Source organism: Pseudomonas vlassakiae (genome assembly GCF_014269035.2).
In the GTDB taxonomy this organism is placed as follows: Bacteria; Pseudomonadota; Gammaproteobacteria; order Pseudomonadales; family Pseudomonadaceae; genus Aquipseudomonas; species Aquipseudomonas vlassakiae.
Genome location: NZ_JABWRP020000008.1, coordinates 78455 through 96630, shown reverse-complemented (window position 1 = coordinate 96630; position 18176 = coordinate 78455). Strand labels below are relative to the sequence as shown.

General features: G+C 63.5%; 10 protein-coding genes. 4 read left to right on the top strand and 6 right to left on the bottom strand.

The genetic code is table 11. The features are described 5' to 3' along the window. The first annotated feature begins 64 nt into the window (after window positions 1-64). Both HU738_RS12520 and HU738_RS12515 read left to right on the top strand, forming a co-directional pair. Window positions 65-451, top strand: a complete 387-nt coding sequence (locus tag HU738_RS12520) for a VOC family protein (protein ID WP_186602673.1) — start codon at window positions 65-67, stop codon at window positions 449-451. A 75-nt stretch (window positions 452-526) separates the two neighbouring features. Further along, window positions 527-1096, top strand: a complete 570-nt coding sequence (locus HU738_RS12515; protein ID WP_176506704.1) for a hypothetical protein — start codon at window positions 527-529, stop codon at window positions 1094-1096. Between the two features lie 77 nt (window positions 1097-1173). On the opposite strand, the gene HU738_RS12510 is transcribed toward HU738_RS12515, so the two are convergent. Then, window positions 1174-2847 carry an MFS transporter gene (locus tag HU738_RS12510; RefSeq protein WP_186602675.1) on the bottom strand — a complete coding sequence of 558 codons (1674 nt, stop codon included), beginning with the start codon at window positions 2845-2847 and terminating at the stop codon, window positions 1174-1176. Window positions 2848-3084: 237 nt separating this feature from the next. Next, window positions 3085-4011 carry an alpha/beta fold hydrolase gene (locus HU738_RS12505; protein ID WP_186602677.1) on the bottom strand — a complete coding sequence of 309 codons (927 nt, stop codon included), beginning with the start codon at window positions 4009-4011 and terminating at the stop codon, window positions 3085-3087. A 174-nt stretch (window positions 4012-4185) separates the two neighbouring features. Here HU738_RS12505 and HU738_RS12500 point away from each other — a divergent pair, with 174 nt between their 5' ends. Then, entirely contained in the window at window positions 4186-9066 is a 4881-nt protein-coding gene (locus tag HU738_RS12500) for an NEL-type E3 ubiquitin ligase domain-containing protein (RefSeq protein ID WP_189660591.1), read from the top strand. On the opposite strand, the gene HU738_RS12495 is transcribed toward HU738_RS12500, so the two are convergent. Next, a complete protein-coding gene (locus HU738_RS12495; protein WP_186602679.1) occupies window positions 9067-11571 on the bottom strand; it encodes a UvrD-helicase domain-containing protein in 2505 nt (834 codons plus the stop codon). A gap of 187 nt (window positions 11572-11758) precedes the next feature. Here HU738_RS12495 and HU738_RS12490 point away from each other — a divergent pair, with 187 nt between their 5' ends. Continuing rightward, window positions 11759-12457, top strand: coding sequence for a pirin family protein (locus tag HU738_RS12490; RefSeq protein WP_176506708.1), 699 nt, complete (start codon window positions 11759-11761; stop codon window positions 12455-12457). 36 nt (window positions 12458-12493) lie between these two features. On the opposite strand, the gene pgm is transcribed toward HU738_RS12490, so the two are convergent. The 3 genes from pgm to HU738_RS12475 form a co-directional block, all read right to left on the bottom strand. Next, window positions 12494-14131: a phosphoglucomutase (alpha-D-glucose-1,6-bisphosphate-dependent) gene (gene pgm / locus HU738_RS12485; RefSeq protein WP_186602681.1), complete on the bottom strand. Its 1638-nt coding sequence runs from the start codon at window positions 14129-14131 to the stop codon at window positions 12494-12496. Window positions 14132-14217: 86 nt separating this feature from the next. Beyond that, complete coding sequence (locus tag HU738_RS12480; RefSeq protein ID WP_186602683.1) at window positions 14218-16479, bottom strand: ATP-dependent DNA helicase; 2262 nt, start codon at window positions 16477-16479, stop codon at window positions 14218-14220. Continuing rightward, entirely contained in the window at window positions 16476-18125 is a 1650-nt protein-coding gene (locus HU738_RS12475; protein ID WP_186602685.1) for a VRR-NUC domain-containing protein, read from the bottom strand. The genes HU738_RS12480 and HU738_RS12475 overlap by 4 nt, the downstream gene beginning before the upstream one ends. Window positions 18126-18176 lie beyond the last annotated feature (51 nt).

The window sequence follows — 18176 nt, the reverse complement described above, 5'->3', positions numbered from 1 at the left end:
CTGGTGAATTGAGCCAGAGCCGTCTTTACTGCTAGGTAACGACCCGCAGGTACGGTGTACGCCTATGAAGATCGTTGTCACCAGCATCCTCGTCGACGACCAGGCCAAGGCCCTGGCTTTCTACCACTACGTACTGGGCTTCGAGCCCAGGCACGACATCCCCATGGGCCAGCATCGCTGGCTGACGCTGACTTCACCCAACGACCCGAATGGTGTCGAGCTACTGCTGGAGCCCGATGCGCACCCTGCCGCCAAGGCCTACAAGCAAGCGCTGAAACAGGACGGCATTGCGGCCACCTCCTTCGGCGTGCGCGACATCCAGGCCGAGTACACCCGGTTGTGCAAAGCTGGCGTGACGTTCATCCAGGCGCCCACCAACCTGGGCCCGGTCACTGTCGCGGTGTTCGACGATACCTGCGGCAACCTGATTCAGATCGCTCAAAAACACTGAGCGGCGCCCATGGCAGCCAATGCTGCCATTGGCTACATTGCAGCTGTGTCCCGTGCGCCACAACAAGGAAAACAGATGCGCCACGAATTCAGCGAAGTGCTCAACGACCTGGTCGACTATTTCCTGCTGGGCGATATCCAGCTGCTCGATCGTTTCAAAGAAGAAAATCACCTGTCCGATGACCTGGCCCGTGAATTCACCAGCAACGACAGTGGCGACAAAGCCGTGGCCGAAGGCGTGGTGATACCCCTGGCAGGCGTCGACAACCTGCCCTATCACATCCTGTTCACCCTCGATGGCTATCCACCCGCCCTGCTCGAACCCGGCAGCCGTCTCAAGCACCGGCGCAACGGCTATGTGCTGCACGTGGAGAACCGTGCGCTGATGCTGTACACCTGGCGCATCCTGCAGCACTTCACCCCGAAGACGCTGGGTGACCTGCTAGCCCGTTATCAGGTGCCGGGGCGGCCGATGATCGAGCTGGAAAACGGCTGGTATGACGTCGAGGTGCTGGCGGGGGCGCTGATCAGGGACGGGTTGTACGAACCGGCGTTCGAGTTCGTGTTGACCAAACGCTGGAGCCGGGGTGAGGCCAAGGCGGTGGATACCGGGTATGCCTTCACCCTGCGTGGCTATTTCGATTGATGGGTACCTGTACCGCCCCCACAGGCCCTGCACTGCACCTGTGGGAGCGGCTTCAGCCGCGAACAGGCCGGACCTGCCTATGAGATATCCCGGTCCTTGGTCTCTGGCAGGAACAAGATCCCCAACACCGCCGTCATCACCGCAATCACGATGGGGTACCACAGCCCGTAGTAGATGTCCCCGGTCGCCGCCACCATGGCGAACGCCACTGTCGGCAGGAAACCACCGAACCAGCCGTTACCGATGTGGTACGGCAGCGACATCGAGGTGTAGCGGATGCGCGCCGGGAACAATTCAACCAGCCAGGCGGCGATCGGCCCGTAGACCATGGTCACGTAGATCACCAGCAGGGTCAGCAGCAACAGCACCATCGGGTAATGGATCTTCGCCGGGTCGGCCTTTTCCGGGTAACCCGCCTCCTTCAAGGCCCCGGCCATGGTCGCGGTGAAGGCATCGCCCTGGGTCTTGAAGTCAGCAGCCGCCAAGCTGCTGCCATCGAAGCTCGGAATCACCCGCTCACCGATACGAACCTGCGCCACGCTGCCAGGTTCGGCTGCCTGGTTGGTGTAGGGGATCGCGCGCTTGGCCAGGAGGCTCTTGGCAATGTCACACGAGCTGGTGAATTTGGCCTTGCCCACCGGGTCGAACTGGAACGCGCACTGGCCAGGGTCGGCGACCACCACCACCGGGTTCTGCTCCTGGGCGACGAACACGTCCGGGTTGCCGTACTCGGTCAGCGCCTTGAAGATCGGGAAGTAGGTCAGCGCAGCGATGATGCAGCCGGCCATGACGATCTTCTTGCGGCCGATGCGGTCCGACAGGCTGCCGAAGAAAATGAAGAACGGCGTGCCGATCAGCAAGGACCCGGCGATCAACAGGTTGGCGGTCTGCGGGTCGATCTTGAGCATCTGCAGCAGGAAGAACAGCGCATAGAACTGCCCGGTGTACCACACCACCGCCTGCCCGGCCGTGCCGCCCAGCAGCGACATGATCACCACCCTGAGGTTGTCCCAGCGGGCGAACGACTCGGTCAGCGGCGCCTTGGACGCCTTGCCCTCGGCCTTCATCTTCATGAACACCGGCGACTCGTTGAGCTGCATGCGGATATACACCGAAATCGCCAGCAGCACGATCGACAGCAGGAACGGCACTCGCCAGCCCCAGGCCTCGAACACTTCGGTACCCATGACGGTGCGGCAGGCCAGGATCACCAGCAACGACAGGAATAAGCCCAGCGTGGCGGTGGTCTGGATCCACGCCGTGAAGAAGCCACGCCGGCCTTTGGGCGCATGCTCGGCCACATAGGTGGCTGCACCACCATACTCGCCTCCCAGCGCCAACCCTTGAAGCAGGCGCAACGTGATCAGGATGACCGGAGCCGCCACGCCAATCGCCGCATAGCTGGGCAGCAACCCCACCACTGCGGTAGACAGGCCCATGATGACGATGGTGATGAGAAAGGTGTACTTGCGCCCGATCATGTCGCCCAGGCGGCCGAACACGATGGCGCCAAACGGCCGCACGGCAAAACCCGCGGCAAAGGCCAGCAAGGCAAAGATGAACGAGGTTGTTTCATTGACGCCGGCGAAGAAGTGCTTGGCGATGATCGCTGCCAGCGAGCCGTACAGGTAGAAGTCGTACCATTCGAACACGGTGCCCAGCGAGGAGGCGAAGATGACCTTGCGCTCCTCCTTGGTGATGCCCCGTTGGGGCGCGCTACTGCCCGTGGAAGCGCTGTCGAGAACCGCCATGGGTTGCCTCCGTCTTGTCGTTATCGCAGGCCGGAGTACCTCACTTCCCTTTAACCGTCGCACCCAGGCCCAAGGGCTACAATGGTTGCGCGAAGCACGACGAGGTCAGCCGCCTCGGATCGCAGCAAGGTAACTGAAGCATAATCGGCTTTGCGGCAATATCCACTTGCCAGCATCGCCAGATACCCTCGCCCCAGAAACCGCTGCACTTGCGCCGCCACGAAGTCCCATAGCCCGCTATTCGTTCACCAGGCGCTGTAGCAGCCCCCCCTCATGGCGAGCGAGAATGCGTAGAACCTGGTCGACCAGCGCCCGGTCCGGCGCCTCGAGATGGAAATGGTGCCCACCGGGGTGCCAGGACACCTTGGCATGGCCCGGCAAAGCCGCCTGGCGCTGCTCGAAACCGTGGCCGCTGAATGCACCCTGCCTGCCGAACATCAGGTACAACGGGCAGCGGATTTCCCGCAACAGGTGACACGCCTCGCGTTCGGTCAGCGGCATCGGCTCGGGCAGCACCAGCCGTGGGTCGTGGCGCCAACAGTAACCGTCGGGCAATTGCAGCAGGTCGCGCTGGGCCAGCAGGCGCGCGGCACCCTCACTCAGTTCGCCGTCCAGGCGCTTGCGCCGTTGTTCGAGCGCTGTTTCCAGATTGTCGAACCGGCTGCCATGGGGCTCGCCAAACCCCTGCAACTGGCTGCGCTGGACCATCTTCTTCAGCCGATACGCGCGGGCCAGGTGCTGTACACGATCATCCTCGGCCACGGTGAACGGCGCGCCGATGCCATCGAGGAAGATCATGCTGGCGATGCCACTGGTCATGGCCGCCAGCAGCGAGGCGATGCCGGTGCCCATGCCATGGGCAAGCACGTGAAACCGGGACAGGCCCAGGCTGTCGGTGACCGCCAGCATGTCCTCGGCATGCTCCCAGAGGTAATAGCCACTGTCGTGGCGGCGGTGATCGGAACGGCCATGGCCGACCAGGTCGGGGGCCACCACGAAGCAACCTTCCAGCAATGGCCCCAGGCGCTCGAACGAGGCCGCATTGTCCAGCCAGCCATGCAAGGCCAGCACCGGGATGCCGTCTTCTGGCCCCCAGGTGCGTACCGCAATTTCAATACCATCGAGGTCCAGCAAATGATCCTTGGGACTGCACAGCGAATGCATTGGAGTTCTCCCTGACAACATGCCGTTCCCCACCTTCCCTCAGTCCCCCCTCCCGCGCTGGCCTCTCCCCGACCCTTGCATGCACAGGACCGACCCGTGCACACATCTAGCTACCACCCTCTGCTGCCGCGCAGGCTGCCGAATGACGCTTCTTTCAACAGGAGTGCCATCACCATGACGACCCCACCCACGCCCTACCATCAAGCCCAGATTGACCGAAGCCTGCCCCTCTGGGCGCGCACGCTGCATCCTGAGCATACTCGCCGCATCGTGCAGGCCCTGCGCAAGGACTACCTGGATGAAAATGGCACGCCGTACAGCTGGTACGCGGCAGCCAGCCAGGACGACCAGGCGCTTGTGCGGCAACTCATTGACGATCGCGATACGGGGCTGAAGGCATTGCGCGGCGCGCTCAAGGGTCTCAAGCAGATCCATGAGTTCTGCAAACCGTTGCTGAGCCAGCAATTGGGCCTGGATGTCGAGGTGGACCAGGCCCAATACATCCACCAGCCCTACAAGGTGTTCACTGAGCAAACAAATCCGCCCGGCCTGGAGATTTCACTGGACCAGCCCCAACCCTTCATCACCAAACCCGACGGGCCGCCGCAACCACGCTCCCTGATGGAAGCCGCGCTGCATAATTTTGCGGCGTCTGAGGACGCAGGCCCCTACGACACCCTGACCCAAGGCCCTGGCAACAACACGATGCCCCGCGGCCTAACGCCACAGATGTTCATCGATCAATGCCGAGCGCTGGACCTGGGCCAGCGCTATCAGGACCACCTGCAAGCCATTTACAAGGGGTCCCGGCAAGCAGAAATCGAACAGCGATGGATTGAAGCAAGCCGCCAGGCGCTGAAAACCCAGGCAATGATTGCCTACCTCAAAGGCCTTTTGACGCTGAAGGGGCGCGATGCGCTGACCCAGCTATGCGATAACCACCCTGCACCGCACTATGCCGACGACACGCTTCACTGCTGGCGCTTCAGCCTGTTCGGCATCCCGCTGAATGATGTCCTGCTGATCGGCCCGGAGCGCTCCGACCAGGCCAACCCTTGCATGCTGTACATTCCCCAGGATCAGGCGCAACCACTCAGGGAATTCCCCTCGTTGCAGAAGGCTGGCGCGCATTTGCGCCAACGCTTGCTGCAAAGCACGTTTCGCCGCTACCTGATCGCATTCGCTGACCAGGACAGGCAAGCCGAACTCGCCAGCAAGCTGGAAAACGCCCTGTTCGAACAAACCCCTTCTGGGCGCAAGCCCGCTGTGAACCCCAACGTGAAGTTCGACTCCGCCAAGTTGTCGCTTCCCATCTGGCCGGTGCTTTACCGCAACCACACGCGGCGCCTGAAGGCCGATGCCCGAACGATTGCGGTTCCCACCGCCGATGTCGATGCCAAGGCACGCAAGGAACGGCTTGCGCAGTGGCTTGACGCTGGCAAGACCTTGCTGAATGTGGCTGCGTTTTTCGTGCCTGGGCTGGATGCCGTCATGCTCGGCGTATTTGCCTACGACATCATGGATTCGGTGTTCACAGGCTTTGAAGCCTGGGAGGACGGCGATACCCATGAAGCGTTGCTGCAGCTGGAATCGCTGGCCATCAATGCCGCCACGATCGGGGGCTTTGCAGTCGGTGCAAAACTGCTCAAGGCGTCGGGGTTTGTCGATGCACTGAAAAGCGTCTGGAAAGATGGCCGTCAAAGCCTTTGGCAGCCTGACATGCGGCCTTATGCCAGCGGCGAACTGCTGCCTGCAGACGCACAGCCCAACGACCTGGGGCTCTACGAAATCAGTGGCAAAGACCATGTACTGCTTGAGGAACAGCTGTACGAAGTGTTCGAAGGCACCGACGGTAAATGGCGTGTCCGCCATCCTCAAAACCCCGATGCCTATAGCCCGGCATTGCGCTATCTGGGTGACAAACGTTGGCAGCTGGATCATGACGACCCGCTCGAATGGGACGAAAGCAAGCTGTTGAACGGGCTTGGCCAGTTCAGCGACGGCCTTGAACCTGCGGAACAACTCACGGCCCTGCGCATTGCCGGTGGCGATGCAGACAGCCTGCGCCACAGCCAGATCAATGGCGCTCGCCCGCCAGCGTTGCTGGCCGATACCTTGCTGCGCCTGCGTCTGGATAACGAAACCCAGAGCATCATCACCCGGGTGCGCCACGGCCTGCCACTGGCGGCCTACAAGAATTTCGCGCTGCCGGAACTGACCAACATGCCGGGGTGGCCAGCGCGTTACCGATTGAAGGTGTTCACGGGACCTGAAAAGTGGGGGGATGCCATCTACTTCGGTGCTGATGACGCGCCCGATGCGTTATCCATCGAGATCGGCCGGGAAGACCTCGACTCAGGTAACCTGAGCACCGTCGTCGTCGAGCAGATGGACGAGCAAGCCTTGCAGCAGTTGCTGCCAGGCAGTGCCCCGGAGCAACGCGCACGCGCTCTGGATGAGCAATTGGCGAAGCGTTTGACGGAACGCCGCAGCGACGTCTTCGACAGCATGCTCAAGAGCCAACAAACGCCTCCCGGCGCCGCGGAACAGACGCTCGGCCGGCAGTTTCCCGGCTTGCCCGACAGCGCACTGAAAGAGCTGGTTGCCCATGCCGGCAGCAGCGAACGGCAACGCATGGCGAGCGGCCGCGTGCCCTTGCGTGTGGCAGAAGAAGCCCGCCACCTGCAAGCCCGCGCCCGCCTTGACCGCGCCTTGCTGGGCCTGTACCGGCCCAGCCTGGCCAATGCGGACAGCCAGCTGCTGCGCCACGCCCTGCAAACTGCCCACCCGCAAGCGAGCGAAGCCCAAGTGCTGGATATCGCGCTTGCCGACCGCCCAGGCTGTGCCAAGCTGCTTGGCCAACAACCGATCAAGCCCGGGTTTCGCACACCGATGCGCCTGGCCCATGGTCGCATCGGCTACCCGCTCAGCGGTCGCGGCGCGGCCAGCCGTAGTGCAGGCGTTGCTGCTCGGCGGCTGCGCTCACTTTTCCCGACTTTGGACAGTGGCGAGATTGCGGCCTTGCAGGCCGAGTTGAGCGAGACCGGCAACCTCGGCTCCGCGATCGGGGAATTGCAGAAAGAGCTGCACAACCTTGAACATGACCTGAACGAATGGATCGGGAGTGCGCAGGGCCTGGACGATCGTCTCGATCGACAGCAATGTGCCGAGCAACTGAAAAGAGCCTGGCGTCGGGAAGGTGGCAGCAATCAGCAGACGCTCGTGCTGGAACGCATGCGCTTACCGCATCTGCCCGCAATCAGAGCCCGGATGCCGCATATCCGGGAACTGAAGCTGACCGAGCTGGAACTGCACGATCTGAGTGAACAGTTCCTGTCCTGCTTCCCCAACCTGCAAGTACTGGAAGTGACCGGCAACCCGCAGATCAATACAGAGGCGCTGTACCTGGCTCTTCGATCAGTGCCCAGGTTGCGCACGCTGGACCTGACCAGCAATGCCCTGCAAGTCCTTTCACCCACGGCACAGCAGGTGCTGTCCGCGATGCCCGACCTGCGCCAGTTGAACCTGCGCCGTAACCGGCTGACGCTTGATGAAGGCACACTGGCATTCCTCTGCAAGCTGCCTCTGGATGTCCTGAGGCTGGGCAGCAACCGCATCACACTCGATGAAGGCCTCGCTGCAAGGTTCCAGGATATGGTCCACCCGCAACAGCTGGACCTGGACTTCAACCCTTTGCAACACGCACCCGACGTCAGTTTCATGGCTCGACTCCGCCATCTGGACTTGAACAACAGCGAGTTGCTGGCATGGCCCAACGGCCTCACCACCTTGATGAGCCAACCACAGTATCAGCTGCGTTATCTGGATCTGTCGTTCAACCGCATCCACCATATCCAGGACCTCGCCACCATACTCCGCACCCCGTATGCACGCGATGTGGCCGCCCGGTTGCCTGAACGCAACTGGATGTTCAACTACAACAATATCGAGGCGGAATCATCAAGGCGTTTGCGTGCCAGCGGTGTAAATGCCTTCGAGCACCCGCCCGAGAGGCCCGAGTGGCAGAGGTTCTGGCGCGACCAGGCATCCATGCGACAGGATCAGCTATGGGCCGACCTGTTCGACCAGAATGAAAACGGTGACCTGCAGGGCGTGATCGAACGCATGACAGACTCGAAGGAGGCACAAAGCGATCCCGAGGGCCTGCGCACGCGAGTATGGTCGTTGCTGGAGCAAGCCAGCGAAGACACTGCGCTGAGAGAGCGCCTGACGGAAGTGGCGAAACTCTACCCTCCCACCTGTGGGGATGCTGGCGCCGAGGCCTTCAGCGCTTTGGAGGTCGAATTGCTGGCCAATCGGGCAGCTGCCCAGGCACAGGGCAGCGCCAAACCGCTGGTAGACTTGTATCGCCAGTTGTATCGCCGGGAAATGGTCAACCAACTGGCTGATCGCATCAGCCTCAAGCGCAATCTGCGCAAACAGGCGCTGCAGGAAAATGTCATGGACGATGAGCTGCCAGCCTACGATGTGTTGGATTACCCCGCGGCCTTTCCCGACGTGGACCTGGAAACCGGCCTGGTCGACGACATAGAAGTCCGCCTGGCCCTGCGTCAGTCCTTGGCCGAGCATCTCGATTTTCCCGAGCCCAGCAGCGGCATGCTCTTTCGAAGTACTGCAAGGATCAACCAGACGATAATCGACAACGTAGGCGCTGCCGTGCTGAAGCTCGATGCCGATACTCATGCCCGGCAACAATGGATGGCCGGGCAACCGGTCTGGGTTGACTATCTGAAAGCCAGATATGCCAGCCAGTTCGAAGCCATAACCGATTTCTGGCGGCCCGGCGTCGACTATCTGTTTCATTGCCTGGATGAACAATACGAACCGGTTCCCCGGCTTGACAGCGGCATAACCCAGGTGTTGAGCGACGCCATGCCGGACTCGCCTTTGGACGAACGCGGCATGCTACGCCGCGTACCGCTAGAGCAGAAGGCTTTCAAGGATGCCATGGACGCGTTGACGCGCGAACAGAAACAGGTTGAGGACGGTCTCTTGCTGAGCCTTACCCGGCAAGTGGAAACCCTGGACGGGTGATCACTGGCCGCGCAGGTCTTCGAAGAAGGCCTGCCGGCCATCCACCTGGCTCGATGCGCGCGGCATCGAGCCAGCCTCGCCGTTGGCAGCCTCAACGTGCCAATAACAGTGTCGCACCGCGCGGGTCACAGCCACATAGGCCAGGCGCTGCACCTCTTCCTTCTGCGCCGTGTCGAATGGCTGCGCATCACCCGCTTTGCCCAGGCCAGCCTGGCGGTACACCTGGTTCTTGTACGGCGAGCTGGTCAGGTAGTGGCAATCGCCGAGCATGAACACCGCATCGGCCTGCAGGCCTTTGGCGCTGTGGTAGGTCAGCTGACGCAGGCGCCGTTGCTCGGCCGGCAGCCGGGCTTCAGCCTGCAGGACGCTTTGCAGGTGCTCGTTCATCAGCGCTTTGTCGCTGCCCTTGCGGTACAGCATCATCACCGACTCGCCGCGTTGGTAATGCTCGATCAGCGTCTCACCCAGCGCCGCCTCATCACGGTCGAAGACCCGCACCGGGGCACCCGGCAGCTCGGCCGCCGGTCCACTGGCGCGGGCCTTCTTGCCGGCAATCGCCGGCGTACCCCTGACCAGATGCTCAGCGGCATCAATCACCTGCTGTTGGCAGCGGTAGTTGTCGACCAGCATCACCCGGGTGTTGGCGGGCGACGGGAAGGCCTTGGTGAACTCCATGAAGTACTTTGGCGAACTGCCACGCCAGCCGTAGATCGATTGCCAGTCATCGCCCACGCACATCAGCGAAGAATGCCGAGCATTACGCCCAATGTGCATGGCCGGGCCACGCCGGCGGATTTCCGCAAGGCAGGCGCGCAGCCAGCTGACGATCTGCGGCGAAACGTCCTGAAACTCGTCGATCATCAGATGCGCCAGTGGCCGCAGCAGCGGGTCGGGCAGCAGCTGCAGGTTCTCCGGGTTGTTCTCGCCGAACAGGGCGAACATGCGGTTGTAGCTCATCACCGGTGGCGACTGGTCGAGCAAGTGCGCTTCCAGGGCTTTCCAGTACAGCGCCAATGCCTCGAAGAACAGCGCGTCGGTATCGCCGGGCGGGAAGCTCATGGCCGCAACGGCCGGGTTCACTTCAAGGCCAAGGTTCTCGATGAAGTTGGCGGCACCGACAAAGGCGTCGAGCAACGGTGCCGGGGCCAACTCGCCCTTGACCTTGTACTCGAATCCCGGCCCGGCCACGGCATCACCGGCCAGCGATGCGGCCAGGCGCCGGGCCATGGCGTAGTTGTCCAGCCAGATCAGCGGCTTGTCGCAGAACGCCTGCAGCAGGGTGCGCTTGACCGCCCACTCTGCACGTACCGCCAGCTTGGCGCCGGGGCGTTGGTACTGGGCACTTTCCGCGGGGTCGAAGCCCAGCACCACCCAGGCATCGAGGCCTTCCAGGCGGCCGTGAACATGGAAGCGGCTGCCGCGGATCTCGACCGTTTCGCGGCACGGCTCGATCCCCTTGATCGGCCAGGCGCCAGCAGCGAACCACAGGTCTTCGATCACGTCGCACAGTTCTTCGTCACGCTGGGCGGCCAGCTGGGTAACCTGCACCCGCTTTTGCACGTCCGGGTGGTCCGGGTCCAGCGGCTTGAGTTGGAGGGCCTCGCGGCGCAAGGTGGCGACGATTTCGGCGAAGCGCGGGCTTTCACCCAGCAACTGGCTGTAGCACTGGTTCAACTGTTGCCGCTGGGCATCGTTCAGGCGCAGGTCGAACGGGTTGCTGTCAGCCTCTGCTTCGCGGCCGGCCGGCATCTCGTTGCCCAGGGTCTCGAACGCGCGCACCTGGCCGAAACCCGGCAAGCTGCGCACCAGTGGCAGGATCCGTGAATGGAAGGTGCGCACCAGCTCGCGCGCCTTGGCCGGTTGCAGGTCGAGCTGCCACAGGGCGAACACCTGCACCAGGCGCTTGATGAAGTCCTTGCGCGACTCGCGGGTGAAGGTGACCACGGTCATCGCGTCCAGCTCGTAGCCCAGGTAATGACGCAACAGCAAGATGCGCAGCACCAGCGAGGTCGACTTGCCTGCCCCGGCGCCGGCCACCACACAGGTGGACGGTGTGTCGCTGAAGATCAGCTTCCACTGCGCAGCACTGGGTTGGGCCTCGGCGGGCAGGCGCTGGGCAACGTCGGCCTTGAAGCGCTTTTTCAGCTCGGCGCTCAAAGGCAGACGCCAATCGTCGAACAGATTGTCGTCCTGCCCAGGCACGGTGGCGGTATCCGGGCGGGCGTCACGGATCACCAGGACCTGGCGCCCGGCCTCAAAGCCTTCCGCTCGCCCGCGCTCGAACCCTTCGCGCAGGCCATCGGCATGGCCGCTGCGCTGGCCGGTGGCGTGGCCCAGGAACCAGGAGTCGCGATGTTGGGCCTGCAGGCGGGTCAAGCCCCGGCCCAGCAGGCGGGCCGCCAGGCGGCGCAACCAGGGTAATTGGGCGGGCGGGGTCAGTTCGGCGGGGGCCTGGGTTTGCTCGTGGGCCACGGTCACTCCGTTGAAAATCAAATCAGCAGGCAATGTTCGCCGCATCTGCCGAAAATCGCCAGCGAATGCTTGCATATCAGTGTATTAGGCGATGAATCGCATAATCCACATCGCCACTATCCATCTATTTACATGATGGTTATCAGCCGATATTTACGCTTATTTTCGATGTTTATTTGGCGCATCATGGTTTCATTCCACTGACTCAAGGAGCACGACCATGCTGCAACTGCGACCGTTCGAAGGCCTCGGCCACGCCAACCACGGCTGGCTCGACGCTCACCACCACTTCTCGTTCGCCGAATACTATGACCCGGCGCGCATGCACTGGGGCAACCTGCGGGTGTGGAACGATGACCTGATCGCCGCCGGCAGCGGCTTCCCACCACACCCGCACCGCGACATGGAAATCATCACCTACGTGCGTGAAGGCGCCATTACCCACCAGGACAGCCTCGGCAACAAAGGCCGCACCGAAGCTGGCGACGTGCAGGTGATGAGCGCGGGAAGCGGCATCGTGCACAGCGAGTACAACCTCGAAGAGGTCGACACCCGCATCTTCCAGATCTGGATCGTGCCGGAGAAGGTTGGCGATGCACCGTCGTGGGGCACCCGCCCGTTCCCCAAAGGTGAGCGCGGCGAGGGCTTCGTGACCCTGGCCAGCGGCCGAGCCGGTGATGAAGACAGCCTGCAGATCCGTACCGACGCACGGCTGGTGGCGGCGACATTGCGGGCTGGCGAAACCGCTGAATACCGCTTCGATGCCGGGCGCCGGGGTTACCTGGTGCCGGCCAAGGGGCTGGTGGAGGTCAATGGACTGCGTGCCAAGGGACGGGATGGCGTGGCGATCGAGCAGGAAGACCTGTTGCGAGTGACCGCGATCGAGGACAGCGAAATCGTCCTGGTCGATGTTGCATAACTGGAAGGGGCCGCACTGCGGCCCCTTTCATATCAATCAGGCAATCGCCGCATCCACCAGCACCTGCGCCTCTTCCACCAGGCGCTTGAGGTGCGCCTCGTCGACAAAGCTCTCGGCGTAGATCTTGTAGATGTCTTCCGTGCCCGAAGGCCGCGCAGCAAACCAGCCATTGGCGGTCATCACCTTCAGGCCACCAATCGCCTGGCCATTGCCCGGCGCCTGGCTGAGGATCTGCACGATCGGCTCTCCCGCCAGTTCGGTCGACTGCACCTGCTGCGGTGCCAGTTTGCTCAGGGCGGCCTTCTGCCGGGCATCGGCCTTGGCCTCGACGCGGGTGGCGTATGGCTTGCCCAGCGCCGCGGTCAAGTCGTTGTAGGCCTGGCTCGGGTTACGACCGGTGCGGGCGGTCATCTCGGCCGCCAGCAGCGCCGGGATCAGGCCGTCCTTGTCAGTTGCCCAGACCGTGCCGTCCTTGCGCAGGAACGAGGCACCGGCACTCTCCTCACCACCAAAGCCGAGCGAGCCGTCGAACAGGCCCTGGGCGAAGAACTTGAAGCCCACCGGCACTTCATACAGCTCACGGCCCAGGCGCTCGGTGACGCGGTCGATCAGGCCGCTGGACACCACGGTCTTGCCCACCGCTGCGTCGCTGCGCCATTGCGGGCGGTTGCGGTACAGGTAGTCGATGGCCACGGCCAGGTAGTTGTTCGGCTGCAACAGGCCATCGGCGGTGACGATACCGTGGCGGTCGTGGTCCGGGTCACAGGCGAAAGCCACGTCGAAGCGATCACGCAGACCAATCAGGCCCTGCATGGCGTAGGGCGAGGACGGATCCATGCGGATCTGCCCGTCCCAGTCCACGCTCATGAAGCGGAAGGTCGGGTCGACTTCGGTGTTCACCACTTCCAGGTTCAGCTGGTAGCGCTCGGCGATCGCCGACCAGTAGCGCACCCCTGCCCCACCCAGCGGATCGACGCCCAGGCGCAGGTTGGCGCCACGAATGACGTCGAAATCGATGACGTTTTCCAGGTCGGCCACGTAGTTGGCCACGTAGTCATGGCGCTGGGTGGTGGCAGCCTGCAGCGCCTGGGCATAGGCCATGCGCTTGACCCCGGCAAGGTTCGCAGCCAGCAGTTCGTTGGCCTTGGCCTCGATCCACTTGGTCACGTCGCTGTCGGCCGGGCCGCCGTTGGGCGGGTTGTACTTGAAGCCGCCACTCTGTGGCGGGTTGTGCGACGGGGTGATGACGATGCCATCGGCCAGGCCCTGGCTGCGGCCCCGGTTGTAGCAGAGGATGGCATGGGACACCGCGGGTGTCGGGGTGTATTCGTCATCCTTGGACAGCATCACCTGCACGCCATTGGCGGCCAGCACTTCCAGTGCACTGGCTGCGGCCGGCGCGGACAACGCGTGGGTGTCGGCGCCGATGAACAGCGGGCCGTCGATGCCCTTTTCCTGGCGGTACAGGCAGATGGCCTGGGTGATCGCCAGCACGTGGTGCTCGTTGAAACTCAGGTCGAACGAGCTGCCCCGGTGCCCCGAAGTGCCGAAGGCCACGCGCTGGGCCGCCACGGCGGCGTCGGGGCGGCCGGTGTAATAGGCGGTGAGCAGGCGGGGAATATCGACCAGCACGCTGGCCGGAGCCGGCTTGCCTGCCAAAGGACTGAGCGTCATGCAAAAACCTCGAGTTCAACGGATGTTGGTGTTGGAACACGCAGTGTACTGGGAGTTGCAGTGCCGTGCGATGGGGCCACCCGGGATTATTTAACGGCCACCTGCCACCATGCCGGAAACATCTGCTGCACCCGGGGCTCGGCGAAACGTTCGTCGATCAGCACCAGCACACCGCGGTCCTGATCGCCACGAATGACACGCCCGGCAGCCTGGATGACCTTGCGCACGCCGGGGTAAAGGTAGGCGTAGTCGAAACCGGCGCCAAACTGCCGCTGCAGACGTTGCCTGAACTGTTCGTTGACCGGGTTGACCTGGGGCAGGCCAAGGGTGGCGACGAAGGCGCCGATCAGGCGCGTGCCAGGCAAGTCGACACCTTCGCCGAACGCGCCACCGAGCACGGCAAAGCCTACGCCCTGCCCGTGCGCGACGAAGCGATCAAGAAAGCCCTGGCGCGCGCCTTCATCCATGCCCGGCGCCTGCGCCCAGAGCGGGATGCCCGGATAGCGCTCGGCGACCCGCTGGGCTACCTGCTGCAGGTATTCGAAACTGCTGAAGAACGCCAGGTAGTTACCTGGCTGGCGCTGATACTGCTCGGCAATCAGCTCGGTGATCGGCGCCAGTGAGGCCTGGCGTTCGCGATAGCGAGTCGAGACCTGGCTGGCGATGCGCACTTCGAGCTGCTCGGCACGGAACGGCGCCGCCACATCCAGCCAGGCGGAGTCCGCAGGCATGCCGAGCAGGTCGGCGTAGAATGGCCTCGGGCTCAAGGTGGCGGAAAACAGCGCCACACTGCGCGCGGCCTGCATGCGCGGCGCAAGCAACCGGGCCGGGGTGACGTTACGCAGGCACAGGCTGGCCAGGCGCCGTTTGCGCGAGCCCTCGCGCAGGCTGACGTCGAACAGGAAATCCTCGCCGAACAGTTCCGCCACCCGGCTGAACTGCAGCGCCTGGTAGAAAAACTGCAGCACCTGGGCATCGACTTCGGCCGGCTTTTCATTCATGCGCTCCTGGATCAACCCGATGCAGTGCTGCAGGGCACGCAGGAAGGTCTCCGGCAACTGGTCGCTGGCCTGGTAAGGCGCGCGCTGCTCCTTGTACAGCGCGTTCCACTGCCGGTTCAGCCGGTCCAGAGCACTGCCGAGCCCTTGCGGCTTGCTTTGGCGCAAGGCGAGCAACTGGCCCTGGTCAAGGCTGGCGCTGTACATGCTGCGGCCGCGCTCCACCAGGTTGTGCGCCTCGTCCACCAGCACCGCAACCCGCCACTGGTTGAGCTGGGTCAGGCTGAACAGCAACGCGTGGGCATCGAAATAGTAGTTGTAGTCGGCCACCAGTACGTCCACCCAACGGGCCATTTCCTGGCCGAGGTAGTACGGGCACATCTGATGCGCCAATGCCACTTCGCGCAAGCCGGCGCGGTCGAGCATGGGCCGCAAGGCCGCCGCCGCGCGTGCGGCCGGGAGGCGGTCGTAGAAGCCTTGGGCCAACGGGCAGGACTCGCCATGGCAGGCTTTGTCCGGGTATTCGCAGGCCTTGTCCCGGGCGATCAGCTCGAGGGTGCGCAAGGCCGGCTGCGGCGAACCCGCGCTGATCTGGCGCAGGGCGTCAAGCGCCAGCGCCCGCCCGGGGGTCTTTGCAGTGAGGAAGAACACCTTTTCCAGCTTCTGCGGGACCATCGCCTTGAGTAGCGGGAACACGGTGCCGAGGGTCTTGCCGATGCCGGTACTGGCCTGCGCCATCAGGCAGCGGCCAGTGCTGACCGCCTTGTACACGGTTTCGGCCAGTTGCCGCTGGCCCTGGCGAAACTGCGGGTAAGGAAAGCCCAACCCCAGCAAACCCTGGTCGCGCTCGGCAAGTCGCTGCTGTTGGGCCTGGGCCCAGCCGAGAAACCGTTGGCACTGGGTGTCGAAGAAGCGCTGCAGTTCATCGGCGCGACAGGACTCGCTGATCAACGTCTGGCTGTCGCTGTCGACCTCCAGGTAGACCAGCGCCACCTCGATGGCCGGCAACTGTCGGGCCTGGCACAGTAGCCAGGCATAGACCTTGGCCTGGGCCCAGTGCAGCTGCCGGTGATTGACGGGCTGGCGGGCCAGGTCGCCACGGTAGGTCTTGATTTCTTCCAGGCGATTGGCGGCCGGGTCGTAGCCATCGGCACGCCCGCGTACCAGCAGGCCCTGGTACTCACCCTCAAGAGCAATTTCCGCCTCATAGCCTGCTGCGCGCCGGGCGACCACCCGGCGATGCCCTTCGATACCTTCCTGGGCCGTGGGGGACGGGGTAAAGCGCAGGTCCAGGTCACCGACCTTGGCGCTGAACTCGCACAACGCCCGCACTGCCACGCGGTAGCTCATGGTGCCTCGCTCCAACGCACATGACAGACCGCAACCGGCAAACCCTGTTCGGCGCAGAACTCCAGCCAGCGCAGCTGATTGTCTTGCAGGCGATCACCCGGGCCCTTGACCTCGACCATCCGATAGCGCTGCTGCTCCGGCCAGAACTGGATCAGGTCAGGCATGCCGGCGCGGTTGTTGCGAATATCCTGCAACAGGCGCAGGAAACACTGCTTCAAGTGCGCGGCGGGCAGACACGCCAATGCTTCATCAAGCAGCACTTCGTTGAGCATGGGCCAGAACACGAACGGCGATTGCAGACCTTGCTTGGCCGCGTAGCAGTCGAGAATGGCCTGGCGATGGGAGCCATCGTCCAGGCGCCCCAGGCAGGCCAGGAACTGTTCCGCACGCCGGTGCTGGAAGTCGCTGTCATGCAAGTCCTGGGGCGCTGCCTGGAACGGGTTGAAGAAGGCCCCCGGAACCGGAGCGAAGATCGCCTCCCAGCACAACAAGCCGAACAGGCTGTTGAACAACGTGTTTTCCACGTAATGCGCCTGCCCTCCCGCTTGCGCCAGGTGTTGCCGCACGGCCTCCTCGACACCCAGCCCTGCCTGCTCGCGTGGCAGCTCCAGTTCGATCAGTTCCAGGGGGGCTGCGCGCCGGCGGCGCTGCGCCGGCCCGCCGAGCTTGCGTGCCAGCCGCGGCAACATGCGATCCAGCGCTTGCACTTCCAGGGCATTGGCCGGTGCAGCCGCCAGCTCACGTGCATAGGCGTAAGCCTGCTCCCAACGCTCGCTGCGCTCGAACACGCGAACCTGGCGGATACGCGCTTGCGCATGGCTGCTGCGGGCATACACCGCCAGGGCCTGGTCCCAGTCACCCAGGCGCTCGCACTGTTGGCCCAGGGCAAACAGCAGCCGGCCATAGCGCCGCGCCAGCCACGGATTGTCGAAGCTCAGGTCGGCCAGTGACGCGAGGATCGAAGCGGGGTCTTCCCCCCGCTCCAGACGCTCGCCACATTGGTGCAGCGCCATTGCCTGATCGACCTCGCTGCGCTGCTGCAGAGCGCGTGAGTCAGGGCTGAACGCGACCTGCTCGAAACGCAGCACACCCAGGTCGGCCAGCACAAACTCCGACCAGTCTTGATACAGGTTGCCGAAAAACAGCAGCCGCATGCGATCGCACAGTGGCTGCAGGCACCATTGCACGATAACCACCGGGGCCTGGGCAAACCACTCGCGCAACGGCCTGGGGGCCAGCGACAGCGGTCGCAGTTGCTCAAGCAGGTCACTTTTGGCCGCCCGCGGGCGGCTTAACAGCCCAGCGAAACCTGCGGCGAGTTCATCCTTGCGCAACAGCGCGAACAGCTGTTCAAGGCTCAGGACCTCGGGCTCGCGCACCCAACCCAATGCCAACAGCGGTTGCAAGGCAGCCATGCAGTCGCCGATCTCGGCATAGTCCAGGCGGTCACAGCGAAACAGCTCGCCCTTGCGCATCACCATGCGCACCATCAGCGCCTGGGCCGGCTGCGCCAGTTTGGCAAAGGCATGGAGAAAGGCCCGCTCCTGCTCGTCGAGCAGGTCGGCGTAACGTGAGTCGACCCACTGCAGTACCTGGCGGAAGTTGTGCAGGTAATACAGCGGGTCAGCGACAGGGTGAGCGATCACAAGACGGGGTCAGGCAGCCAGAGTGAACACTGTTTATACATACAGACCCCC